General features: G+C 62.2%; 11 protein-coding genes and 3 pseudogenes. 12 read left to right on the forward strand and 2 right to left on the reverse strand.

The features are described 5' to 3' along the window. From BZ163_RS06590 to BZ163_RS06650, 12 genes and pseudogenes are all read left to right on the forward strand, one after another. Positions 1–12,248, forward strand: a pseudogene (locus BZ163_RS06590) (filamentous haemagglutinin family protein); the annotation flags it as partial. Between the two features lie 391 nt (positions 12,249–12,639). After that, positions 12,640–14,237 (forward strand): annotated as a pseudogene (locus BZ163_RS06600) (ShlB/FhaC/HecB family hemolysin secretion/activation protein). Positions 14,238–14,255: 18 nt separating this feature from the next. Then, positions 14,256–16,064 carry a DUF2341 domain-containing protein gene (locus BZ163_RS06605; protein ID WP_128870268.1) on the forward strand — a complete coding sequence of 603 codons (1,809 nt, stop codon included), beginning with the start codon at positions 14,256–14,258 and terminating at the stop codon, positions 16,062–16,064. Positions 16,065–16,076: 12 nt separating this feature from the next. Further along, on the forward strand, positions 16,077–16,502 hold the full coding sequence (locus BZ163_RS06610) for a biopolymer transporter ExbD (protein WP_128870269.1): 426 nt from the start codon (positions 16,077–16,079) through the stop codon (positions 16,500–16,502). Between the two features lie 2 nt (positions 16,503–16,504). Then, a pseudogene (locus tag BZ163_RS06615) lies at positions 16,505–17,207 on the forward strand (energy transducer TonB). 39 nt (positions 17,208–17,246) lie between these two features. Next, a complete protein-coding gene (locus BZ163_RS06620; RefSeq protein WP_128870270.1) occupies positions 17,247–18,947 on the forward strand; it encodes a putative porin in 1,701 nt (566 codons plus the stop codon). Between the two features lie 17 nt (positions 18,948–18,964). After that, on the forward strand, positions 18,965–19,594 hold the full coding sequence (locus BZ163_RS06625; RefSeq protein ID WP_128870271.1) for a DNA repair protein: 630 nt from the start codon (positions 18,965–18,967) through the stop codon (positions 19,592–19,594). Between the two features lie 19 nt (positions 19,595–19,613). Next, positions 19,614–20,084, forward strand: a complete 471-nt coding sequence (locus BZ163_RS06630) for a YbjN domain-containing protein (RefSeq protein WP_128870272.1) — start codon at positions 19,614–19,616, stop codon at positions 20,082–20,084. Then, the gene (locus BZ163_RS06635) at positions 20,081–21,031 is read left to right on the forward strand and encodes a peptidylprolyl isomerase (protein ID WP_128870273.1); all 951 of its coding nucleotides are present in this window, start codon (positions 20,081–20,083) and stop codon (positions 21,029–21,031) included. The genes BZ163_RS06630 and BZ163_RS06635 overlap by 4 nt, the downstream gene beginning before the upstream one ends. A 102-nt stretch (positions 21,032–21,133) precedes the next feature. Continuing rightward, positions 21,134–22,114 carry a LysR family transcriptional regulator gene (locus BZ163_RS06640; RefSeq protein WP_128870274.1) on the forward strand — a complete coding sequence of 327 codons (981 nt, stop codon included), beginning with the start codon at positions 21,134–21,136 and terminating at the stop codon, positions 22,112–22,114. A 169-nt stretch (positions 22,115–22,283) separates the two neighbouring features. Then, positions 22,284–22,805 (forward strand): GNAT family N-acetyltransferase, encoded by a 522-nt coding sequence (locus BZ163_RS06645; protein ID WP_128870275.1) that lies wholly within the window; start codon positions 22,284–22,286, stop codon positions 22,803–22,805. A 170-nt stretch (positions 22,806–22,975) separates the two neighbouring features. Continuing rightward, positions 22,976–23,470, forward strand: a complete 495-nt coding sequence (locus BZ163_RS06650; RefSeq protein ID WP_128870276.1) for a hypothetical protein — start codon at positions 22,976–22,978, stop codon at positions 23,468–23,470. A 69-nt stretch (positions 23,471–23,539) separates the two neighbouring features. Here BZ163_RS06650 and BZ163_RS06655 read toward each other — a convergent pair whose 3' ends face one another. After that, complete coding sequence (locus tag BZ163_RS06655) at positions 23,540–23,761, reverse strand: cbb3-type cytochrome c oxidase subunit 3 (protein ID WP_128870277.1); 222 nt, start codon at positions 23,759–23,761, stop codon at positions 23,540–23,542. 15 nt (positions 23,762–23,776) lie between these two features. Then, positions 23,777–25,204, reverse strand: coding sequence for a cytochrome-c oxidase, cbb3-type subunit I (ccoN, locus tag BZ163_RS06660; protein ID WP_128870278.1), 1,428 nt, complete (start codon positions 25,202–25,204; stop codon positions 23,777–23,779). Positions 25,205–25,314: the final 110 nt, after the last annotated feature.

Raw genomic sequence — 25,314 nt, forward strand, 5'->3', positions numbered from 1 at the left:
CCGGGTGGCGGCTTGCCGGGCATGACACCGCCGCTGGCGCAGCAGCAGCGCGCCCGGCAGCAACTGGAGCGCTCGGTGCAGACGCTGAACAACACCGTGGCCGCCATCGCCGCGCAACAGGCCGCACAGGCGGCCGGGCGGGCAGCGGCGTTCGCCACCGTGCAGTTCGTGCCGGACGGCATGGGCGAGGGTGGCTTGAAGGTCGATACCGGCCTGACCCAGGGCTGGCAGAACGCCAAGGGGCCGCAACAGTCCCAGGCCGATGGCAAGACCACGGTGAAGATCGAGCAGACCGCCGACAAGGCTATTCTCAACTGGGAAACCTTCAACGTCGGGCGCAACACCACCGTGGAGTTCGCCCAGCAATCGAACTGGGCGGCACTCAACCGCGTCAACGACCCGAGCGCGCGGCCAAGCCAGATCCAGGGCCAGATCAAGGGCGACGGCACGGTGATGCTGATCAACCGCAACGGCATCGTGTTCAGCGGCACCAGCCAGGTCAACGTGCGCAACCTGGTGGCGGCTGCGACGCATATCAGCGATACCCAATTCCGCGAACGTGGCCTGTACTACGACAGCACCGGCAGCCAGCCGACCTTTACCGATGCCGCCGGCGACGTGCTGGTGGAGCGCGGTGCGCGGATCGAAACCCATCAACCGACGCTTTCGACCGACTCCGGTGGCGACGTTCTGCTGCTCGGCAACGAAGTGGAAAACGCCGGTTCCATCAGCACCGCCAAGGGCCAGACCGTGCTCGGCGCCGGTGACCGTTTCTACATTCGCAAGGGTTCTGGCACCGAAGGCAACGGTTTTTCCACCACCTTTGGTAGCGAAGTGATTCCGGGGTTCAAGGTCGAGGGTTCCGGCAAGGTCAGCAACACAGGCTTGATCCAGTCCTCCACCGGCGACATAACGATGACCGGCCATGAGGTGCTGCAAAACGGCGTGTTGCTGGCCAGTACCTCGGTATCGACCCGTGGCACCCTCCATTTGCTCAACCCGGCCACGGACACCACGGGCAGCGTTACCCTCGGGCAGAACGGCGTCAGCGCGATCCTGCTCGACAGCAGCGACCTCACCGCGCTGGACAGCCAGCACACTGCCGCGCTGACCGGGGTGAATGGCAACAACCGTATCCGCAGTGACCAGTCGCGCATCGACATCGGCAGCGGCGGCACCGTCGAGTTTCAGAGCGGTTCGGTCACCCTCGCCACCGGGGGGCAGGTCGCGGTGGCGGCGGGGCAGCGCAGCCTGGTGCGCAACGGCGCGCTGATCGATGTGTCGGGGGCACTCGGCGTCAAAGTGGCGATGGAAGCAAACAACATCAAGATCAACGTGCAGGGCAACGAGCAGCGCGATTCATCGGGCAACCGCGAGAGCGGCGCGCTCAACAACAATGACATGTGGGTCGATGAGCGCGAGTTGATCTTCGTGCCCGCCGGCACCCATGGCTATGCCACCGATCGCTGGTACACCGCGGGTGGCCTGTTGGAAGTGGGCGGCTACCTCGGCACTCAGGGTCACAGCATCGGCGAGTGGATGGCCCAGGGCGGCGCGGTGAATTTCAGCGGCAACGATGTGGTCACCGAGAAGGGCTCGTTGATCAACCTGTCCGGCGGCACCCTGGATGTACAGAGCGGTTTCATCCGCCAGAGCTGGTTGCGTGGCGCGGATGGGCGCTTGTATGACGTGTCGCGGGCGCCGGGGGACATTCTCTACACGGGCCTCTACCAGGGTTTTGAGGACCACAGCGAACGCTGGGGCCAGACCAACTACTTCTTCAACCCATTGATCGCTCCGAGCAGGCGTGCCGAGTCCGGCTACACCATCGGCCGCGATGCCGGGCAACTGGTGATCGCTACCCATAACGCGGTGCTCGATGGCCAGTTGGTGGGCGAAGTGTTCCAGGGCGAACGCCAGATCCAGGCACCTCGCGCGGGGCTCGATGGTTATGACCAGGCGCAGACTGCCAGGGCGCGTCGGGCGCAGTTGATCGTCGGCAGTTATGAACCAAGCTGGTCGGCCGCTACCAACGGCCTGGTGTATCAGCACCTCGCCATGCTTGATCAGGTGCAGATCGGTGGCGAGCGTCCCGCCGATGGCAATGACCTGGGACTGGTTGGCGCGGTGTCCGATACCCGCAAGGGCAAGCTGTTTCTTGATACCGATATGCTCAATGGTTTCCGACTTGGCGCGTTGAAAGTGGCGGCCAGGGACCAGGTTGAAGTCAATGAAACCGTGACCGTCGATACGGGTGGCGACATCTCCCTGTTCGGCCAGGATGTGCAAGTCAAGGCCGACCTTGTCGCGCGCGCCGGTAGCCTGAATCTGGGTACTGGTCTGGCGGTAGCCAGCCTGCCGCCGTCGCGGGTGACCGTAGACCAAGGCGTGCACCTGGATACCCGTGGCGTCTGGGCCAACTTGCGTAACGACCCGACCGACGTCAACAGCCCGGCCTGGCTAAACGGTGGCGTGGTGTCGATCCGCAGTACCGGCGATATCACCCTGGCCAGTGGCAGTGTTATCGACGTGTCGTCCCGCGGCGCTGTGCTGGCCAATGGCAAGACCCGTGGCGGCAAGGGCGGCGACGTTACCCTCGAGTCCAGCGCGGAGCGCGTGCCGGGTCAATCGCAACTGGTGATGGACGGCCAAGTGCGCGGTTATGGCGTCACGGGCGGCGGCACGCTGAAGATCCAGGCCAACAAGGTGCTGATCGGCGCGGCCGACGGTCCTGTTGCCGATCACACCCTGCAACTGGCAGCGGACACGTTTAACAAGGGTTTCTCCGCCTACAACGTCATTGGCTTGACGACGCTGCAAGTGGCAAAAGATGCGGTTGTCGACGTGTCGATGCCGGTTTACCGCTTCGCCGCCTCGGCAGCGGACCAACCCGGCGGCGTCGACCCGGTGAACGCGCTGCAGGTGTGGACACCCACCCTGTTCCAGGAGGACCCGGTCAAGGGCGTGTTGACCCAACGCGCAGCCGCGAGCCTGTCACTGCAAGCGGGCACCAGCCAAGTCAACCAGGTAGACCCGGCCAACAGTTCCTTGACCATCGGCCAGGGCTCGCGCATCAGTGTCGACCCCGGTCAACGCATTAACCTGCGCAGTGCCGGCCAGATCACCGTTGACGGTGAACTCAACGCCTGGGGCGGTACCATCGACATTCGTCAGCAACAGTACGCTGCTGCCGACGCTTCGCAGCTTGCCGATCCCAAGGCCCACGCACGTTCGATCTGGATCGGTGATCACGCGGTGCTGGATGTCGCCGGGCGTGCCAACACAGCGGTCGATGCCCAGGGCCGGGTCTACGGTCAGGTGGGCAAGGGTGGCAGCATCATCATTGGCGGCGAAATCGACGCCAAGGCGGCCACTGCGACGTCGGCCGATGCCTTTGTGATCGTACGGCCCGGAGCACGCCTGGAGGCTTCAGGCGCCGAAGCCGTGCTGGATATTCCCGGAACCGGGCAGACTCGCGTCGCCAGGGATGGCGGACGAATTACCTTGAGTTCGTACAGCGGCTTGTTTATCGAGGGCGACCTGCACGCCGCAGCGGGGGGGAGCGGCGCAGCCGGTGGACGTCTGGAAATTGTCCTTGATACGCCGGCCTATCGCGGTGACCAGATAGGCAACGACGTACGCTCGCCCAGGGAAATGATCATTGGCCAAGGGCCTGCCGGTGAACTTTTACCCGCTGAACTGCAGCCGGGCGAGTCTGCCGGAGCCCTTCGCTATGGTGCCGCCCGATTGAGCGCGGACAAGCTGATGAGCGGCAGTTTTGACAGCCTGAGCCTGTTCAGCAATGGTTTCATCACGTTCGACGGTGATGTCGACCTGCACATGAACCAGAGCTTGAGCCTCTACGCCGGTTCGTTATCGTTGGCCGAAAGTTCCAAAGACGCCGCGCGCATCAATCTGGCGGCATCCTATATGCGCCTGTCCGGCCCGGGTTTCTACGACGAACAAGTCGGTATTCGTCCAAGAGTGATGAACAATCCGACGGACCGGGTGGCGTCTGCACAATTCAGCGCCACCGCCGATCTGCTTGACCTGGGTAACAACCTGTCGTTTGGCACGGCGGGAGTGATCAAGCAACTCTCCGGGCCGGACATGCCCGTCAGTCGCCGTAGTTTTGATCGGGTAACCCTCGACAGTCACGGTGACATGCGATTCCTGGGTAAGCCGGACCTGCAAGCAGGTTCCTCTGTGTGGACTGCGGGCGACCTGCACCTGCGCGCAGCCCAGATCTATCCGGGCACGAGGGTCTGGTCGGAAGTGCGCTTCGGTTATCAGGGCCAGGGTTCCATGGACCTCGATCGTACGTTAACGATCAGCAGCAACGGATCGGTGCCGGCAGCGCTGCCTTATTCGGTGTTTGGCAGGCTGGCATTTACAGGAGGCAACATCGAGCAGGGCGGGGTCGTCCGTGCGCCATTGGGCTTGATCAGCTTGGGCTCTGATTTTTATGGCAGCACCCGGGCAGTTAATGTGTTGCCGGGTAGCGTGACGTCGGTCAGTGGTGCGGGCCTGGTCATGCCTTATGGCGGCACAACCGATGGCACAGACTATCGCTACAACGGTCAGTCCGTGATTTTGCAAGGGATTGCCAACGAAATGACCGGTGTGGTGCTGATGGGGCAGTACGTCAACGCGCAAGCGGGCTCGCTGATCGACCTGTCAGGCGGGGGTGACTTGCGCGGTGTCGGCTTTGTCTCCGGGCGTGGCGGTTCAACCGATGCGCGTCTCAATCCACTGGTGCGCAATGCCGCCGATGGCACATTCAGCCTGCCGGGCCTGGCTACCAATCCGGTGTACGCCATCGTCCCGGGCAACCAAAGCAACTATGCACCGATGCTCGGCGAGGTGGGGGCCAGCGACCCACGCATTGGTCAGCAGATCACCATCGGCGCCGGTGTGCCGGGTCTGGCGGCCGGTACTTACACGCTGTTGCCTTCGACTTTTGCTCTGCTGCCCGGCGCCTTCCGGGTTGAAGTCAATGGTCAGGCAACGGCCAGCGCAGCCAGTGGCGCGCTGAAAATGCGCAATGGCTCCTGGACCAGTGCCGGGCAGATGTCGATTGCCAATACCGGGCTGCGGGACAGCCTCGCCAGCCAGGTCATCCTGACCTCGGCGGATGTGCTGCGCCGCTATTCTCAGTACAACGAAACCAGTTACAACCAATTCGTCCAAAGTGACGCGTCGCGTCGCAGCGTGCCACGGGGGCAGACGTCCCTGGACGGTAAATCGCTGACGCTCTGGTTGAAGCCAAGCGAGCGCGATATTGCCCTGGATTTCGACGGTAAGGCGTTGTTCGCAGCCGCCGAGGGCGGTGTGCTGGGTACCGCCGTGGTGAAGGGCTCGACGACTATTGAGATTCTCGGGGCCGGGGCCTCCAGTATTCAGGGGGTTGGTGGCATTTCATTGCATGCCGACGACCTCAATAATCTAGGCGCCGGTCGCTTGACCATCGGTGCAACGCCCTATGTGCAATACGACATGGGCGGCAACTTCATTCAATTCAGAGGCGATGCCAAGAGCATTACCCTGCGTGAGGGGGCGATGCTCTCGGCACCTGAAGTTGCCCTGTGGACCTCCGGCATCGCTGAGGGCATCACCGTCGAGGCGGGGGCGGGCATCAACACCCTCGGTCGCGGTAATGTGGCATACGACTCCACGGCGGGTTTCATCTATCAGCCTGGGAAAGCCAGCCTGTTGATGGTATCCAACGGCTGGACCAATACGCTGGCGCCGGAGGCCCCCTCAGGTATGGAGGGCGCCGGTAGCATTCGGATCGGTACCTGTCCGGACCGGGGTTGCATCAACCCTTCATTGCTCTATTCCAACGGCAGCATTAGCGCGGCCACCGACAACCAGTTTGAGCTCGGTGAAGCGGTACGCTTCGGCACCAGGCACCTGACACTGGCCGTCGGTGCGGTGAATGCCGGTAGCGCCGAAGCACTTGCAGCGGCGGGCAGCCGGTTGCCTGCCGGTCTGACCCTGAACCAGAACGTCCTCGATCGGCTTTTGCGCGGTGACACACAGTTCGGTGCGCCAGCGCTGGAAACCCTGAGCCTGACCACCCGTGATTCATTCAACTTCATCGGCAGCGTCACCCTCGACACCCTGGACCCACAGACCGGCAAGAGCCGTCTGGAAAACCTGGTCCTGGTGTCGCCCGCCATCTATGGCTTGGGCGATAGCAATGATGTGGCGACCATTCGCACTAAGAACCTGATCTGGAACGGCGCAACCCAGAACCCGGGCGCAGTCGTCAACGGCGGCGCAGGCACTGGCCATGGAACGCTGGATATTCAGGCGCAACGCATCGAGTCGGTTACGGTCCGAATCCACAACCCAATGGCCTGGATCAGAACAACCGTTTGGCCCTGGGTTTTGCCAACGTCAACCTCAATGCCAGCGAACGCATCACCGCTAACCACAAGGGCAGCCTGGCGGTTTACGAACAGCAAGGCGCTTACGACCCGGTCAAGGGGTATGCCTATAGCGGCGGCAACCTCAACCTGCGCACGCCGTTGCTCAGCGGCGAAGGCGGTTCGGTCAACCTGCTCAAAGCGGGCAACACCCTGACCCTGACGTCGCCAACCGGCGATCGCACTGCCGTTGCCGATGCCCTGGGCGCGGAATTGAATCTCGTAGCACGCAACGTGGTGCTGGACGGTCGCATCGCGCTGGCCAGCGGCAAACTGGCGGTCAAGGCCGAAAATGATGTGAACCTGACCAGTGGCGCTTATCTGGACGTGGCCGGGCGCACGCTGCCGTTCAACGATGTGAAGAAATATAGCTGGGGCGGCGACGTGGCCCTGTACAGCAGCAACGGCAATATCCGCCAGGCCGCCGGCTCGCGCATCGACCTGTCGGCAGTCAACAACCAGGCCGGTAACCTGAGTGCCGTGGCATTGGCGGCGGGCGCCGGGGTGGTGGATCTGCAGGGGGAAATCCTCGGCAGTAGCAGCGGCTATTACGACGCCGGCGGCACCTGGGTGCCGTACAAGGCGGGCGGTGTGGACATCCGTGCGCAGCACCTGGGCGCCAGCGGTGATCTGAACGGGGAATTCGCCGCGCTCAACCAGCGTTTGAACGCCGGGCAGGTGTTCGGCAGTCGCAGCTTCCAGCTCAAGCAGGGCAACCTGGTGATCGGCGACGGGCTCAAGGCCGGTGAAGTCAATGTCTCGGTGGACAACGGCAGCCTCACCGTCGTTGGCCTGATCGACGCCAGCGGCGAGCGGGTCGGCAGCATTCGCCTGTCGGGCAAAAACGGCCTGACCGTGGCCGGCAGCGCGGCGCTCGATGCCCATGGCCGCATGCTGCGGCTCGACAGTTACGGCAAGATCATCGACGCACCGAACCGCACCATGGTCGAACTCAATTCCGGCGATGGCATGCTGACGCTGGCTTCCGGCACGCGGATCGATTTGCGGCATGGCACGGACGTCGACGTTGGCAGTTTGCCGGGTCAGCATGACGGTCATTTGCGCGGCACGCTGGAACTGAATGCCCCGCGCATTGGCACCGGTGACATCGCCATCGATGCCAGTGGCGCGCTGAACATCCAGGGCGCACGCTCCATTGGGCTCAACGCCACGCGACACTACATCGATGCCGCCGACGGCACCGACCCGGCGGCCAGCGGTCGTCCGTATCAGGTCATCGATCAGGCTTATCTGGACGGCATTCACCTCGACAGCAACGCCTTCATCAATGCGGCCCTGGCCAACACCGATTTGCTGCAACGCAAACTGGCCGGTCTGAACAACGCCACCTACGCCGACGTCTTCCACCTGCGCCCCGGTGTGGAAATTGCCAGCAAAACCGCTGACGGCGATCTGGTCGTGCAAGGCGATCTGGACTTGTCCGGCTACCGCTACGCCAGTCTCAACCCGCACACCCAGAAGACTTCGGTCTACGGTTCCGGCGAGTCCGGCAGCCTGGTGATCCGTGCCGGCGGCAATCTGGATATCTACGGCAGCATCAACGACGGTTTTGCACCACCACCGGAAACCGTGGATGACACCGGCTGGAAATTGGTGTCGGGTGTGCAGCCGTTTGGCGGTGACCTCATTGTGCCAGGCGCGGGTGTGACCCTCGCTGACGGTACCCAATACCCCATCGGCGCCACCTTGAATTACGACTTGCCGATCCAGGCCGCGACACTGGTCAGTGGCACGCTGTTGCCAACTCAGGGCGTGCTGGCCGAGACGTACACGCTCAGTGCCGGCACGGTATTGGCGGGGGCGGTGCATGACGCGACGGGTAATCTGTTGTACGCCGCCGGCACATTGCTGGGGGCCGACGTCACCTTGCCAGCGGGCAGCCTTCTTGGCGCGGGTACGCGGCTGAACAAGACCACCGCGATGCAAGGCATGCAGTGGCCCAAAGGCGTGCCACTGCCGGGTACGTTTTTCGACAACGCAACGGTGGGCGTGAAGCTCAGCGGTTCGCTGGCACTTTTGCGTGGTTCGCTGATTCCATCCATGACGGATGTGAAGCTGGCGGATGGTACGGCGTATATCGACTTGCGCCCACTGAGCGGCACCCAGCAAGGGCGCAATTGGGCGGTGGCGAGCATGTTGCCATCGGGCAGTGCGTCCTGGTCGATGCGAGTGGTAGCGGGGGCGGATCTGGATGCGGCTGACAATCGAGCGGTGAAGCCCGTCACCACTGAGGGTAACTTGCGACTGGCCGATACTCACTACGGTCTCAAAGTGATCGAAACGGCCGCGAAGCTGGTATGGAGTGTGGACAACGTTTATGGGTTTGCTCCGTACGAGCCTGTCCCTGATGAGTATCTGGTTATTTGCGACATTGACGCTACAGCGTGTGCACCGATGGCTCAATGGACTTGGGCGCCTGGCAATTACATGGGATATCCCGATTACTCACCCATTAGCGCCGATGATATGTTTTGGTGCGTTGATATTGATCCGTCGCTTTGCCTTGAAAGCAAACCAGGCACCGCCGTCAACGCCCACACTCAAATGTTCAGCGTACTGCGAACCGGCACCGGCGATCTGGACCTGATGGCCGCCGGCAACCTGAGCATGGATTCACCTTTCGGCGTGTACACCGCCGGCACTCAGTCCAGCAATATCGATCCTCGTTATAACCAGGCTCGCGGGCGAGTGGCGGACGATGGCTCGGTACTGGGCAATGCCGGCAGCGACTATGAAAAATGGGTCGATGGCGGCAGCGATAGCCTGTATCAGGCCTGGTTCCCGCAGATGGGCGGTAACCTGACGATCAACGCGGGCGGTTCTGTTTCCGGTGATGCTGTTGGACGCAACACCACAACCTTAGGGATGACACGCGAGCAAGTTCCCAGCGTTGCCGTGGGTAACTGGCTATGGCGTCAGGGTACTGGCAACAACGACGTACCGACGGCGTGGTGGATCAATTTTGGTAGCTACGCCAGCCAACCCTTTCTTGCAGCGGATAAAGATCCCGCACCTTTTCTGGTGGGGTTCACCGGGTTCGGCACGTTGGGGGGCGGTAACATCAGCCTGCGTGCAGGAGGGGACGGTGGCATGCTCAGGCCGATGGGAGACGGTTTCACCAGAAATCAATACCCGCGAAGCCAGGGCCTGATCGTAGCCGTTGGCAGTACCGGGCGTGTGGGCAGCGACGGTAGCGTGCAATTGACCGGCGGTGGCGACATCGACATCCGCGTAGGCGGCACACTCAACCCCTCACTGGCGGCCAGGGCAGGCACGTCGGGGTACGGCACACCACAACACGATTTGCAGGGAGCGCTGATTAACCTGCGGGGGGATGCACAACTGACGGCGTCCGCGGCGGGCGGGGTCAAGTTGCAGTATGGCTACTTCTCCGGATTTCAGGACCAGCGTGAAACCCGAGGCTACGATCCGTTCACTGCCACCACCAGTAGTGCCAGCGGTGGTCTGGTGTTGATCCCTGGAGATTCGGGCATGCGCCTCAATACCCGCGGTGATCTGGTGCTGGGCGGCGCCGCGGACCCTGGCCGGGTGGTGTTGCAGAACTCCACGCCATTCACGACGCCTGATGGTGTGGTGCATGCGGGGGGTGGTATGACAGGGTTCTCGTTATGGACGGATCACACGGCAATCGATCTGTTTTCGGCGGGCGGTAACCTCACTCCGAGTACGTTGATGGCAGAGAACGTCAACACGGTTATCCCGGGAGGCAGTAATACCTCGCCGACGGATAACCGCTTCGTAATGCCGTCAATCCTGCGCGCGGTAGCCGGACAAGGTTCTATCTACGTCGGTTCATCCGCTGGATATTACGGTGGTGGGGACAACTTCCCGGGTACGTCTTATTCGTTGCTGTTGGCACCGTCGAATGCCGGGCAGCTTGAATTGCTGGCAGGTGATTCCATCTACGCGGGTGGCTATTCCATCAATCAGTCGGGTGCGAGCCCGCTTTCTATCACCACGCCATTCGCTCCAGCTTTCAATGGCTACACCTACTCGGGCACAAGGATCATAAATTTGATGTCCAACAGCGGTGCCGACGGGATGGTGGCCGAGGACAACAAGCGTTATCCACTGTTTGCCTTCGGCCCTGACAGCTATTCAGGATTGATGGGTACGCAGGGGCCGGCGCGTTTCTACGCACTAACGGGCGACCTGGTCGGTGTTCGTACCGGCGAGACCTTGAGTTTCGCGCTTTCGCAACGCACCTGGTACGAAGGGGCCGGGCCGGTATGGATGTCAGCGGGTCGCGATATCGTTGCCTCGGGAACGTACCTGGGCCAGCCAGTGCAAGTATTCGGAAATGCTATGGGTAATGGCACCATCACCGCCACCGGCAACCTGTTCATCCACAACAACGCAAACGACGTATCCCGCGTCTCCGCCGGCCGCGACATCATCTACAGCAGCTTCGACGTCGCTGGCCCCGGCACCCTGGAGATCACCGCCGGACGCAACATCCAGATGGAAAACCGCGCCAGCATCACCAGCATCGGGCCGGTTCGCGCGGGTGATAATCGTCCGGGTGCAAGCCTGGTGTTGCAGGCGGGCGTAGGGGCCGAAGGTCTGGATTATTCGCACTTCATCGCCCGTTACCTGGACCCGAAAAATCAAGCCGTCAGCGGCTCGCCACTGGCAGCGCAACCGGGCAAGGTGGTCAAGACCTACGATGAAGAACTGCGCGCCTGGCTGACCCTGGGCTACGGCTTCAACGGCAACGAAGAGCAGGCCCGGGCGTTGTATGCCGCACTGCCGAGTGCTGAGCAAGCGGTATTCGCGCGCCAGGTGTACTTCGCCGAGTTGCGTGCCGGGGGCATGGAATACGCCGACGAGGGCGGTCCGCGTCAGGGCAGTTATCTGCGTGGCCGCAACGCGATTGCCGCGCTGTTCCCGACTACCGATGTGGCGGGCAATACCCTGCGCTACGACGGCGACATCACGTTGTACGGTGGCGCGGGTGTCAAGACGCTGTTTGGTGGCGACATCCAGATGCTCACCCCCGGTGGGGGACAGGTGTTCGGCGTCGAAGGTGCGGCGCCGCCGTCCACCTCCGGCGTCGTCACTCAGGGCGAGGGCAATATCCAGCTGTATTCCCAGGGCAGTATTCTGTTGGGGCAGAGCCGGGTGATGACCACGTTCGGCGGCGGCATTCTCGGCTGGTCGGCCGAAGGCGACATCAACGCCGGCCGGGGTTCGAAAACCACCGTGGTGTTCACGCCGCCCAAGCGTGTCTACGACACCTGGGGCAACGTGACATTGTCGCCGACGGTGCCAAGCACCGGCGCCGGTATCGCCACCCTCAATCCGATTGCCGAGGTGCCACCGGGGGATATCGATCTGATCGCGCCGCTGGGTACGATCGATGCGGGCGAGGCGGGGATTCGGGTGTCGGGCAACATCAACATCATCGCCTTGCGGGTGGTCAACGCGGCGAACATCCAGGTGCAGGGCAAGTCGTCTGGGATACCGGTGACGGCGTCGGTGAACACCGGTGCGATCACTTCGGCCAGTTCGGCCGCGACGTCCGCTACTCAGGCGGCCGAGGATATGTCGCGTCAACAGCAGGCCGCGGCGCGACATAACCAGGCCTCGGTGTTCACCGTGCAGGTGTTGAGTTTCGGCGCTGAACAACAGGCACCGACCCGTGATGGCGCGAGTCAAGCGCCAACGCCGGTATACAACCCGAACAGCCCGGTGCAGGTGTTGGGCGCCGGTACTCTGGATGAGCGTGCGCGTGGGCAGTTGACGCAAGAGGAGCGGGGCAACCTGACGTTGTAAAACCTGTGTAGAGCGATGAGGGCGGCCTTCGGGCCGCCTTTTTTTTCCCTGAAATTCACACAAGACCCTGTGGGAGCGAGCTTGCTCGCGATGGCGGCCGATCTGTCGACATTAATCTTGAATCTGAGGGCCTCATCGCGAGCAAGCTCGCTCCCACAGGTTTTCCATTGTCCCGACCAGTGTCATTTCAACCCTCACCCCCGCGCGTTGAATGAAGCTTTCATGACAAAAGTTCGGTAGCACATCGCCAGCCCGGTCATGCCTATGTGACGTGCTTGAGGCGGTCGAAAAGGCCACTTTTCCAGCCGATGGCGGGACGCCGGGAGCAGGGCCATCAAGCCAGCCTGCCGCAGCGCAGACAGTTACCGGTATTTCGAATTCAGGGGGTGGTGTGGACTATTTTTTCAAGTCACGGCTGGCGCTGTGGGGCTGGCTGCTGGTGACGGCGGGCGTACAGCCGGCGTGGGCAGCGGAGAGCGCTGAATCGGCGGCACCGGCCAGGCTGGTGGACGTCAACGAGTACTTCGTGCGCGGCAATACCGTGCTCGATGCCCATGCGATCGAAGAAGCGGTGTACCCGTTTCTCGGTCCGCAAAAAACATTGGGCGATATCGAAGGCGCCCGGGATGCCTTGCAGAAAGTCTATCAAGCCCAAGGTTATCAATCGGTGTTCGTCGAGTTGCCGGAGCAGCAAGTCGAGGAAGGCATCGTCTATCTGCAAGTCAGTGAAACCAGGGTCGGCCGGGTGCGCGTGGTCGGCGCCAAGCATTACTCACCGGTAGCAATCCGTGAAGACGTGCCGGCGCTGAAGGAAGGCGAAGTGCCGGACTTTGCCAAGGTCCAGACCGAACTGGCGCACCTCAACAAGACCCCGGGTCGGCAGGTGATGCCCTTGGTACGCGAAGGCCAGCGACCCGGCACGATGGACGTGGACTTGCAGGTCGAAGACCAGAATCCCTGGCAGGCCAGCCTCGGCCTGAACAACGACTACAGCGCCGACACCGAGAAGCTGCGCAGCGTCGCCAGCCTCGGCTACAACAACTTGTGGCAATTGGGGCACAGCGTTTCGCTGACCTTCTTCACCGCGCCGCAAGATACGTCTAATGCCAAGGTCTGGTCCGGTTCCTACATCGCGCCGCTCAGCGAGCGCTGGAGTGCGCAGTTCTCTGGTTATCAGTCCGACAGCAACGTGGCGACCATCGGCGGCAGCAATGTCCTGGGCAAGGGCCACTCCTACGGCGTATCGGCGATCTACACGCTGCCATCCAGTGGCAACTGGTCGAATTCGCTGTCGGCAGGGATCGACTTCAAGGACTTCGACGAGCAACTCGAACTCGGCGGCGACAGCGACAAGGTGCCGCTCAAGTACGCGCCGTTCACCTTCGCCTACAACGGCTTTCGCTACACCGAAAGCTCGCAGTTGGGCCTGGGCCTGAGCCTGGTGGCCGGCACGCGCAGTTTCCTGGGATACGGCAGCTCCGACGAAGACTTCGACTACAAACGCTATCGCGCCAGCCCCAGTTTTGCCGTGCTCAAGGGCGACACCAATTTTACCTACTCCTTCGACAGTGACTGGCAGACCGCGACCAAAGCCGCGTTCCAGCTGGCGTCCGGGCCGCTGGTCTCCAACGAGCAATTTTCCGCCGGCGTGCAACCTCGGTGCGCGGCTACCTGGTGGCCGAGCGCACCGGTGACGACGGTTACTTGCTCTCTCAAGAATTGCGCACGCCATCCCTCGCCAAGTACCTGGGCAGCTACGTCCAGGAATGGCGCTTCTATGCCTTCGCCGAAGGGGCCCAGTTGTACCTGCGTGACGAGCTCCCCGATCAGGACGCGGACTACGCCCTGGCCAGTGTTGGCCTGGGCACCCGCGCGAGCTTGAGCAAATGGCTTTCCGGCAGCCTGGATTGGGGCTACCCGCTGCTCGAAGGACCGAACACCTCGAAACAGGAATCGCGCCTGCATTTCAACCTGCAAGCGACGTTCTGAACCTACGGAGTAATTTTCATGCAACGCTTATTCACCGCTTTCCTGATCTGCCTGGGCTTCCTGCTCCCGGCCACCGCCCATGCCTGGTGGCAGGACGATTGGCATTACCGTAAACAGATGTCGGTCGACACCACGCCTCAGGGCGCGGCCATCAACGAGGCGCTGGGTCGCACGGCGCTACTGGTGCGCCTGCACACCGGCAACTTCACCTTCGACGGGGTCAAGGAAGACGGCTCGGACCTGCGCTTTGTGTCCGCCGATGACAAGACCGTGTTCAACCACCAGATCGAAAGCTTCGACCCGCTGATGGGCATGGCACTGATCTGGGTCGATGTACCGACAGTCGAGGGTGGCCAACGTCAGGACTTCTGGATGTACTACGGCCACCAGAAAGCTCCGGCCACCGGCAACGGCCAGTTGACCTTCGACCCGAACTACACCGCGCTCTACCATTTCGACGGTGCCAACGGCACGCCGCCCAGGGACACCACGGCCTACGGCAACACCGCGCAAAGCGCCACCGGCACGAGCATCGACGGCGTGATCGGTCGAGCGTTGCAATGGACCGGTCAACCCTTGCTGCTGCCCGCCAGCCCGTCGCTGCAACATAACGCCGGCAGTGCGTTCACCTTCAGTGCCTGGTTGCGTCTGGACCAGGCCAATGGCGAACAGTTGGTGCTCAGCCGCCGCGAAGGTGCAAACAGTCTGTTGCTGGGCTTGAACCAAGGCGTGCCGTTCGTGGAAATCGACGGCCAGCGCGCCGTGTCTACCCAACCGTTGAACCCTGGCCAATGGCAGCACCTGGCCCTGACCGCCGAAGGCAGCAAGGCCGCGCTATACGTCAACGGTCGCGAAACCTCGAGCCTCGCCGTGGGCATGCCGGCCTTCAATTCGATCATGGCCATCGGCGCCGATCTGCCGAGCGAAACTGCCAGCGTTTATCTGCCTTTCAGCGGCGCGATGGATGAGTTGCGCCTGTCCAAGGTCGCCCGACCTGCCGCGCAACTGCTGGCCGATGCCAGCGCCCAGGGTGCCGAGACGAAGCTGGTGGCCTACGGTGTCGATGAAGAGCAGTCGGGCTACGGCTTCGGCAGCCTTGGTTTTCTGCTCAATGCGGTGCCGATGGATGCCTGGGTGATCATCGTCGTGCTGGTGCTGATGATGTTCCAGTCGTGGGTCATCATGATCCGCAAAAACCGCATGGTCAGCCGCGTCAGTGCCGCCAACGAAGTCTTCCGCGAGCAGTTCGCCAAGGTCGGCACCCGTCTGGAGATGTTTGCCGACGATCGGGACCTCGCCCAGCGCTTGCAGCACTCGTCCCTGTGGCGCCTGTACCAGGTGGCGGTGAAGGAAATCCGCACCCGCCGGGAGCAGGGCGCCGACACCACGTCGGTCTCGGCCGCCACCATCGAAGCCATCCGCTGCTCCATGGACGGTGTGCGAACCCGGGAAAACCAGGCGCTCGGCGCCAAACTCTCGACCCTCTCCAACGCCATCGCCGGCGGCCCGTACATTGGCCTGCTCGGTACGGTGCTGGGGATCATGGTGGTGTTCCTCGGCACGGCCATGGCCGGTGACGTCAACATCAACGCCATCGCCCCCGGTATGGCCGCCGCGTTGCTCGCCACCGCCATGGGCCTGTTCGTCGCGATCCCGGCGCTGTTTGGCTACAACCGGCTGATCACCCGCAACAAGGAAGTCAGCGCCGACATGCGCGTGTTCGTCGATGAGTTCATCACCCGCCTGGCGGAGACGCACGGCGAGAGCCAGTTCAGTGAAGCGGCCCATCGCCGTGGCAATCACACCCATCCGTCCGTACCGGCCTGAGGAGCACCGACAATGGCTTCCGTAAATGCCTCCCACGACGATGATGAAGACGCCGCGGTGGACAGCATCAACATCACGCCCCTGGTGGACGTGCTGATGGTGGTGCTGGTGATGTTCATCCTCACGGCTACCGCTCAGGTCTCCGGCATCCAGATCAACCTGCCCAAGGCCAGTGCCTCGGTGTCGCTGTCCGAAGCCAAGACCAAGGCGATATCGGTCAACGACGGCGGCCAGGTGTTCCTCGATGCCTATCCGGTGACCCTGGCCGAGCTTGAAGATCGCTTGCGCATCGAGAAAGCCCAGAACCCCGACTTCCCGGTGATCGTGCGCGGCGACGCCCTGGTGCAGTACCAGAAAGTCATCGAGGTGCTGGACCTGCTGCGTCGGCTCGAGCTGTCCCAGGTCGGTCTCGTCACCGGCAAACCGAGCCAGGGCTGACCATGACCGCACAACAACCCTTCAAGCCGTTGCCGATGAAGCCTTCACCCCTGCGCTTTGTGAAGTGGGGCGCCGGGGTGCTGATCGCCGGCGTGGCCGCGTGGTTTCTCTGGCAGTGGGCAACGTCATGAGCGGCGTGCGCCGCGAAGCGCCCAAGGTGCCGACGATTATTCCGTTGCCGCCACCGCCACCTCCGCCGCCGGAAAAACCACCGGAACCGGAACCCCCCGTGGAAGAAAAAATGGTCGAGCCCGAGCCGACTCCGGAGCCGGAGGAGGTCAAGCCCGAGGAAGAGGCACCACCCAGTCCGGCGGACGACCTGGCCAACCCGATGCGAATGGACGGCGACGCGCAGTCCGGCAACGACGCCTTCAACATCGGTGCCGGCAAGGGCGGTGGCATGGCCGGTGCCGGGGGCGGGCGTGTGGGTAACGGTACCTACGGCCAGTTCCTGGCGTTCACCTTCCAGCGCCTGCTGCGGGAGAACCCCGACCTGCGCAACCTGGCCTTTGTGCTGCAGGCCGATGTCTGCTGAGCAGCGTCGGCGAGATCACCCGGGTTGAGCTGGTCAAGTCCAGCGGTAACCCCGAAGTCGATACCCAGGTGCTCGCCGCGCTGCGTAATGCCCCGCACCTGAGCGAACGGCCACCGGCCTCCATGACGTTGCCTGTGCGCCTGTCCCTGCAAGGGCGGCGTCCGGGTTAACCGAATATTTAAAGTATTGCCAAAAGGAGTTGTGTGCAGATGATTTCCAACGTGAATCGATTGTCCCTGGCGGTCGGCATGGTCATTGCGACCCTGGTCGGACAAGCAGGGGCAGCCCCTGCGCCCTCGGAAAACGCCACGATCAATCTGATCCGCTTGCTGGTAGAGCAAGGTGTACTGAAACAGGACAAGGCCGAAGCATTGATTGCCCAGGCCCAGCACGAAGCCGTGCAGGCGCAGCAGGCGGCCAGTGCCGGCAACGCGGTGGCGGCCGGCCCGGCTGCCGCGCCCGGTGATGTGCGGGTGCAATATGTACCGGTGGCGGTGCGCGATCAGATCCGTGACCAGGTCAAGGCAGAAGTCATGTCCACCGCCAAGCAGGAAAACTGGGCCCAGCCCAACACCTTTCCGGACTGGGTCTCGCGCATCAGCTTCGACGGCGATATCCGCCTGCGTGACGAGTCGCGTTTCTACTCGGACACCAACAGCAACGAAATCGTCGACTTCGCCAAGCTCAACAACAACGGCCCGTACGACGTGAACCCCAACAGCAGCACCAACCTGCCGCCGTTGCTCAACACCCGTGAAGACCGCGAAAACCTGTTGCGCCTGCGGGCGCGGCTGGGCATGAAAGCGCTGATTTCACCAGAGTGGACGGCCGGCATCCGCATCGGCACCGGTTCGGACAACAACCCGGTCAGTACCACCCAGACGCTCGGCGGAGGTTTCGGCAAGAAAGACATCTGGCTCGATCAGGGTTACCTGACCTGGAAACCGTCCAAGACGCTGACCCTCACCGGCGGCCGGATTGCCAACCCGTTCATGTCCACCGACATGCTTTATTCCAACGACCTGAATTTCGATGGCGTGGCGGCGATTTTCGACCACAAGCTCAGCCGCGACTGGGGTCTGTTCGGCACCGTCGGCGCGTTCCCGGTGGAGTACACCAACGACACCAGCACCAGCAACGGCTTCGACAAGGAAGACAGCGACAACAAATGGTTGTACGGCGCACAGATCGGCGCCAATTGGGCGATCAACCCCGGCAACCGCGTGAAGGGGGCGTTGGCCTATTACCGGTTCGACGATATCGAAGGCCAGCGCTCCAGCCCTTGCGAACCCTGGGCCGGCGCACCGGGCTGCGATACCGATGGCAGCCGCTCGGCGTTCATGCAAAAGGGCAACAGCGTATTCCTGCTGCGCGACATCACGCCCAACCCGCTCAACCCGGCCACCACCCCACAACCGCAGTTCGTCGGCCTGGCCTCGGAGTTCAACCTGCTGGACCTGAACCTGGTGTGGGATGCCGACCTGCCAGAAAACTTCAAACTGCGCAGCCAGGCCAACTACCTGCACAACCTGGGGTACGACGAGGGTGACATGCGCAAGCGCTCGGCCGGGCAGATCGTCAACAACCTCGACAGCGACGGCAATATCGAAAGTGGCGCCAACGCCTGGATGGTCCAGTTCACCCTGGGCAACGAACTGGACCTGAAGAAGCAGGGCGACTGGAACCTGTTCGCTGGCTACAAGTACATCCAGCCAGACGCCTTGCCTGACGGCTTCAACGACTCGTCGTTCCATCTGGGCGGGACCAACGCCAAGGGCTATTTCCTGGGCGGCAATTACGGTCTGGCCAAGAACGTCGTCGCCAGCGGTCGCTGGCTGAACTCCGAAGCGGTGTACGGCGCGCCGTTCGACATCGATGTCTTGCAGCTTGAAATCAACACGCGCTTCTAAGGCGCCGGGAGAGCTTCATGAACAGAAAAATCATGCTGTTTGCCTTGGGCGTGCTGGTGACGCAAGGGGCGAATGCCGAAGGCATGGAAGAACGTCTGCGCACTCAATTGCGCAGCACTGCCCAGCAGCTGCAGGCCTTGCAAAGCCAGCAGGCTCAGGCCAGTGCCGCGCAAATGGCGGCCGAAAGCCAGGCCAAGGCGGCCCAGGCGCAAATCAGGCAACTGACCGCCGAATTGGCCAAGGCCCGAGGCGTCGCCGAACAGTTGGCCGGTCAGCACGACAGCCTGCAAAGCCAGGCCCAGGCGCAAGCGTCGGCCAGCAGCGAACAGCTCGGCAAGTTCAAGAAGGCCTACGAGGAATTGTTGGTGATGGCCCGCGGCAAAGAAGCCGAGCGTTCGAAACTGGCGGCGCAATTGGCCGAAAGTGACGCACAAATGCAGCAATGTTCGCTAAAGAATCAACAGATGTATGGCATCGCCAAAGACATTGTCACCGCCTACGAAAAAATCGACGTCGCCGAGGTGATGAAGATTCGCCAACCGTTCGCCGGGGCTGCCCGGGTCAAGTTCGAAGAACTGGCCCAGGGTTTTGGCGACGCACTCTACAAGACCCGATTCGACGCGCCCCAGGCCGCGATCGCTCACTGACTATCAGGGAAAACCGCACATGACTCAATTGATCAGCCACGTCTCGCCACAATCGCTCACCGAAGTCCTGCAAACCGCGGGGTATCGGGTCAACCAGACCGAACAGAACGGCATCGTGCAGTTGCTCAGTGCCAGCCAGGGCATCGGTTACGCAGTGCGTTTCGGCAACCCGGCCGTGGAACAGGGCAGCTACGTCGATTTCACGTTCAGTTGCGCCTTGCGGGTGCAGGGGGCATTGCCGGCCGGGTTGGCGGAACTGTGGAACGCCTCGCGACGTTTTGCCCGGTTGTCGGTGCAGGGCGAATTTCTGGTGATGGAAATGGATGTGGTGGTGGCTGCCGGGGTGAGTGACGATTACCTGCGCGGCAACCTTGAACTCTGGGATCGCCTGCTTCAGGAGTTCATCGTCTATCTGCGTGAATACAGCCAGAACGCAGCGCAACTGCCGGCCCGGCATGAAACCGCCGACGAAGAGGTGACCGCCCTGTGAAAAAACCTACGGTAGTGGTCGGCGCAGGTGCGCTGGCCTTGCTGGTGGTTGCCGTCACGCTGGGATTGCGTACGGGCAACGATCCGGTCGCGGCGCAACAGCCGGCGCCATCATCGGTGCTCGCGGCGAGTGAACCGGCGGTGGCGCGACTGGGCAATCAGCACGTCGCTCCCGAAGAGCTCAAAACGTTGCTGGCGACGTTAGCGCCCGAGTCGCGGGAGCAACTGCGGGCCGATCGCGGCGCTTTGGAAGGTTGGCTTCGCTCACGCCTGGCCGAAAAAGCGGTGCTGGAACAGGCCGATGCCCAAGGTTGGCGTCACCGCCCGCAGGTCGAGCAGCAAACCCGTGCGGCCACCGAGCAAATCATCTTTCGCGACTACTTGCAGTCGGTCAGTCAAGTGCCGACCGATTACCCCAGTGCAGCCCAATTGCAGCAGGCCTATGACGCAGGCAAGTCCGGCTGGATGACGCCGCCGATGTATCGGGTCAGCCAGATTTTTCTCGGCGTCGCCGATCCGCAGAGCCTTGAAGCCGCGCGCAAGCAGGCGCTGGAGTTGAGCAAAAAGGCCCAAGCCACACCGGCCGAGTTCGCCGCGCTGGCAAGTCAGTATTCCCAGGATCGCGCCAGTGCCGAAAAGGGCGGTGATACCGGCCTGCAACCTTTGCAGCAACTGGTGCCGGAAGTGCGCGGCGCCGTCTCGCGACTCAAGGTCGGTGGCGTGTCGGAACCGGTACAGAGCGCAGCGGGTTTTCATGTGATCAAACTCACCGAGCAGCAACCGGCACGTGTCGCGACCCTGGACGAACTGCGCGAACGCCTGACCCAGGCCTTGCGTGCCCAGCGTCAGGAACAAATTGCCAAGGCCTACCTGGAAGGAATGCTCAAAACCGCTACGCTGAGCATCGATGGTGCGGTGTTGAACAAGGTGCTGGAGGACCAGCAATAAGCCTTGGCACATTCGCCCTGTGGGAGCCGGCTCGCTCCCACAGGAGATCGAAGCATTTCATGACACCGGAATTAAACCAATAAGATCGACAGGGAGTCATCGATGTCATTCATAGAATCCACAGGACGCCAGAGCGTTACCGAATACCGAACCTTCACCGCGAAACCCCGATCCTGGCTGGAACTGGCGGCCGGAATCGATCCCGAGGTGGCGCAATATTTCATGGTCAGCGCCCGTTGTGGTTGTTTCATGCAGGCCGCACGCACCCTCAACGTCAAGTCGACCCAGCTGCGCAAGCACTTGGCGCAGCTAGAGGCTCAACTGCAGCGTACGCTGTTCAAATTCCAGGGCAGTGCCCTGACCTTAAGCAGTGATGGGCAGCAACTGCAGGCGCAATTGATGGCCTTGGCCCACGAACGCAAGTTGCCGGTGATCGAACAGCCCGTGATACGCCTGGCAGTGGCCGAAACCATCCTGCACGACATTCTCGGCCGCGACCTGGTCTCGCTGTTGCGCCGCAACGCCAGCGTACGTCTGGACATCATTTCCCTGGACAGCGAATTGTCCCTGCAGGCCATCAGTGCCGACGTAGTGGTGTGGCTGGCCGGCACCGATTCGCCGCTGCCAGGTCCGAGTTTTGTCACCCGCGAACCCCAAGGGCTGGCGCGGCTCGATTACCTGCCACACATTGCCAAGCGCTACTCGCGGGTTGCGGCTCGGCCGGACAGCCTGGATGACCTGGCCGATTTCATGCTGGTGCAGTGGCAACATGATCGTCAGGTCGAGCATTTTCGGCCATGGAACAGCGTGGTGGATCAGCGACTGGCGGGGGTGGTGCAGTTGCATTCCTACGAACTGATGCTGGAGATGATCCGCTGCAGCGCATGCATTGGCCTGCTGCCGCACTACATGAGCCGGTTCGACCGGGGACTGGTGGCATTGCCGGGATTGTTCGGGCAACCGATGCAGCGCCAGGTGTGGATGGCAGTCAATGCCGATTCCCGGGATGAGGCCGGCGTGCAGATGATCGTCGAGTTGATCCACAACACCTTCGAAGAGCGGCGGGAGTGGTTCGACAGCTGAACGCGCTTGAAACCGTAGGCGCCGGCTTGCTGGCGAAGGCGTCTGCATGGGCAGTGCAAGGCTTGGGGCCGCCTTCGCTGGCAAGCCAGCTCCTACAGGGGGGGCTCGCCATGGCGGAAGAATGCGTTATAGAGTAGGCGGCCATGTCTGTATCAAGGATGAATCACCCATGAGCGCCAGCGACTCTGTCATTACCCTCGAACGCTTCAACGAATCCCACATCGACGGCATTACCGCGCTCTACAACGACCCGGCCATTACCCGCCAGGTGCTGCAAATGCCGTTTCAGTCCACCGAGGTCTGGCGCCAACGCCTGGTTCCGGGCAACGAACGGCATTTGCAGCTGGTGGCGCTGCATCAGGGAATGGTCATCGGCAACATTGGCCTGGAGCAGTTTTCACGGATCCGTCGCAGCCATGCCGGCAACCTCGGCATGGCCGTTGCCGTGGCGTGGCAGGGCAAGGGCGTCGGTTCGACCTTGCTGGCGGCGGCGCTGGACACCGCCGACAACTGGATGAACCTGCACCGGCTCGAGCTTTCGGTGTATGCCGATAACGAATCCGCCATCGGGCTGTATCGCAAGTTCGGCTTCGAAACCGAAGGCCTGTTTCGCGACTACGCCGTGCGTGACGGCGTCTGGGTGGATACCTTGAGCATGGCGCGCCTGCGTCGCTCGCCCAAGGCCGGCTGAGTCACTCCCTGAAGCGCACGTCACCGCCGCCTGCGCATGCAGTTCGGCGGTCTCGAGCAGGCGCTCGCCATACCCCAGCCAGTACCGCTCACGCTTTTAGTCGTACGCCGTCAGCGCGCATCTGCCATTCTTTAAGTCCGCAGCACTGCTTCAATCAAAGGAACACCGCAATGGACGACGTACAGCAACTGGGTGAGATGCTTCGCCACTACGCAGAAAGCGAAGCGCACAAGAAACAACTGTTTGAGTCGCAATCGGCCGTGTGGGCGACGCGCATTAGTGAGCTGTTCGATCAGATTCAGCAGTGGCTGGAACCGGTCAAGGCGCCGAACCTGCTGGAAGTGAGCCGCGAGGCCTATGTCGCATCGGGCCCCAGCGTTGCGCTCGAGACCTCGACCTTCAAGACCGAAAAACTGAGCATCGTGATTGCCGGCAAACCGGTGGAGTTCGTGCCGGATGTGATGGGCGCCGGTGGCCAGATTTCCCTGGCGGTGATGGGCCTGACCGCCGCGCGCTATGGCAGCATTTCGCTGGTGTGCCTGCCGCCGTCGAACAGCTGGCAGTGGCGCAAGACCAACGGCCTGAAAGACCCGGACACCTTTGCCTTCGATGCAAACTTCCTGGCGCAGCAGTTGCAGAGCCTGATCCCGCGCGATCGCGGGTGAGTCTCTGACTCGACACCTTATCCCTGTGGGAGCGAGCCTGCTCGCTCCCACAATGGATGGGGGGGGACATCACACATCGAGGTTGCCCCAACCTGGTTTCAGCGCTTGCGGCGCCACCGCTTTAACCGTCTTCCCCGTCGCCAATTCCACCCGCCGCGCCACCTCCGGATCATCGGCAAACGGGATCAGGCTCGCATCCTCCAGACTCTGGGCGGTCTGGTGCTTCAGGCAACATTCGACCGCCAACCAAAGCACTATCACGCCGACTGTATCCAGCACGATCAGGATCATCTCAAGCTCCTCGCCTCAGGCAATCTGCGCTTCACGCTCGGCCATCGCCATGTCCGACACCCGCACCGTGCGCCAGGTGTTGTACGCCATCAGCAACATCCCGCCGAGGAAGAACACCCCGCCCGCGAATCGCACCACGAACCCCGGATGGCTGGCCTGCAGGGCTTCGACGAAGGAGTAGGTCAGCGTGCCGTCGTCGTTGATCGCGCGCCACATCAGACCCTGGGTGATGCCGTTGACCCACATCGACGCGATGTACAGCACCGTGCCGATGGTCGCCAGCCAGAAGTGCAGGTTGATCAGCGGCGTGCTGTACATCTGCTCGCGGCCGAAAACCTTGGGGATCATGTGATACATCGAGCCGAAGGTGATCATCGCCACCCATCCGAGGGCGCCGGCATGGACGTGGCCGATGGTCCAGTCGGTGTAGTGGGAGAGGGCGTTGACGGTCTTGATCGCCATCATCGGCCCTTCGAAGGTCGACATGCCGTAGAAGGCCAGGGACAACACCAGAAAGCGCAGGATCGGGTCGGTGCGCAACTTATGCCAGGCCCCCGATAGCGTCATCATGCCGTTGATCATCCCGCCCCAGCTCGGTGCCAGCAGGATCAGCGACATCGCCATGCCCAGTGACTGGGCCCAGTCCGGCAGCGCTGTGTAGTGCAAATGATGCGGGCCGGCCCAGATGTACAGGGTGATCAACGCCCAGAAATGCACGATCGACAACCGATAGGAATACACCGGCCGCCCGACCTGCTTCGGCACGAAGTAATACATCATCCCGAGGAAGCCCGTGGTCAGGAAAAAGCCCACGGCGTTGTGGCCGTACCACCATTGGACCATGGCGTCGGTTGCCCCGGAATACAGCGGATAGGACTTGAACCAGTCCACCGGAATCGCCAGGTGATTGACCACGTGCAGCATCGCGATCACCACGATGAACGCACCGAAGAACCAGTTGCCGACGTAGATATGTCGGGTCTTGCGCTGCACCACGGTGGTGAAGAACACGACGGCGTAAGCGACCCACACCACCGTCATCCATACCGCGCCGGAGAACTCGATCTCGGCGTATTCCTTGGTCGTCGTGTAGCCCAACGGCAGGGTGACCAGCATCACCAGGATCACCGATTGCCAGCCCCAGAAGGTGAACGCGGCGAGCTTGTCCGAATACAAGCGTACCTGGCAGGTACGTTGCACCGCGTAGTAACTGGCAGCGAACTGCGCGCTGCCGGCAAAGCCGAAAATCACCAGGCTGGTGTGCAGCGGGCGCAAACGGCCGAAGGTGGTCCATGGCAGGTCGAGGTTCATTTCGGGCCATACCAGTTGCGAGGCGATCCACACCCCCATCGCCATCCCCACGACACCCCAGACGATGGTCGCCACGACGAATTGGCGGACGACCTTGTAGTTATAGGCCTGTCCGATTGTTGCTGTGCTCATGGTCAATGCTTCCACGGTTGCAGAGTAGTGCCAGGCCACCCGGTCTGGCAGGTATGCACTGTAGAAACCCTGCCGGAAACAAAACAGGCTCAGGAAAACGACATTTATGC

Source organism: Pseudomonas sp. VI4.1 (assembly GCF_002029345.1).
Taxonomy (GTDB): domain Bacteria; phylum Pseudomonadota; class Gammaproteobacteria; order Pseudomonadales; family Pseudomonadaceae; genus Aquipseudomonas.

Bases quoted from the DNA above. Each gene is read 5' to 3' on its own strand.
- BZ163_RS06640 (WP_128870274.1), top strand. From the start codon at position 21,134: ATGTCATTCATAGAATCCACAGGACGCCAGAGCGTTACCGAATACCGA.
- BZ163_RS06630 (WP_128870272.1), top strand. From the start codon at position 19,614: ATGACTCAATTGATCAGCCACGTCTCGCCACAATCGCTCACCGAAGTC.
- BZ163_RS06645 (WP_128870275.1), top strand. From the start codon at position 22,284: ATGAGCGCCAGCGACTCTGTCATTACCCTCGAACGCTTCAACGAATCC.
- ccoN (WP_128870278.1), bottom strand. From the start codon at position 25,204: ATGAGCACAGCAACAATCGGACAGGCCTATAACTACAAGGTCGTCCGC.
- BZ163_RS06620 (WP_128870270.1), top strand. From the start codon at position 17,247: ATGATTTCCAACGTGAATCGATTGTCCCTGGCGGTCGGCATGGTCATT.
- BZ163_RS06605 (WP_128870268.1), top strand. From the start codon at position 14,256: ATGCAACGCTTATTCACCGCTTTCCTGATCTGCCTGGGCTTCCTGCTC.
- BZ163_RS06625 (WP_128870271.1), top strand. From the start codon at position 18,965: ATGAACAGAAAAATCATGCTGTTTGCCTTGGGCGTGCTGGTGACGCAA.
- BZ163_RS06650 (WP_128870276.1), top strand. From the start codon at position 22,976: ATGGACGACGTACAGCAACTGGGTGAGATGCTTCGCCACTACGCAGAA.
- BZ163_RS06655 (WP_128870277.1), bottom strand. From the start codon at position 23,761: ATGATCCTGATCGTGCTGGATACAGTCGGCGTGATAGTGCTTTGGTTG.
- BZ163_RS06610 (WP_128870269.1), top strand. From the start codon at position 16,077: ATGGCTTCCGTAAATGCCTCCCACGACGATGATGAAGACGCCGCGGTG.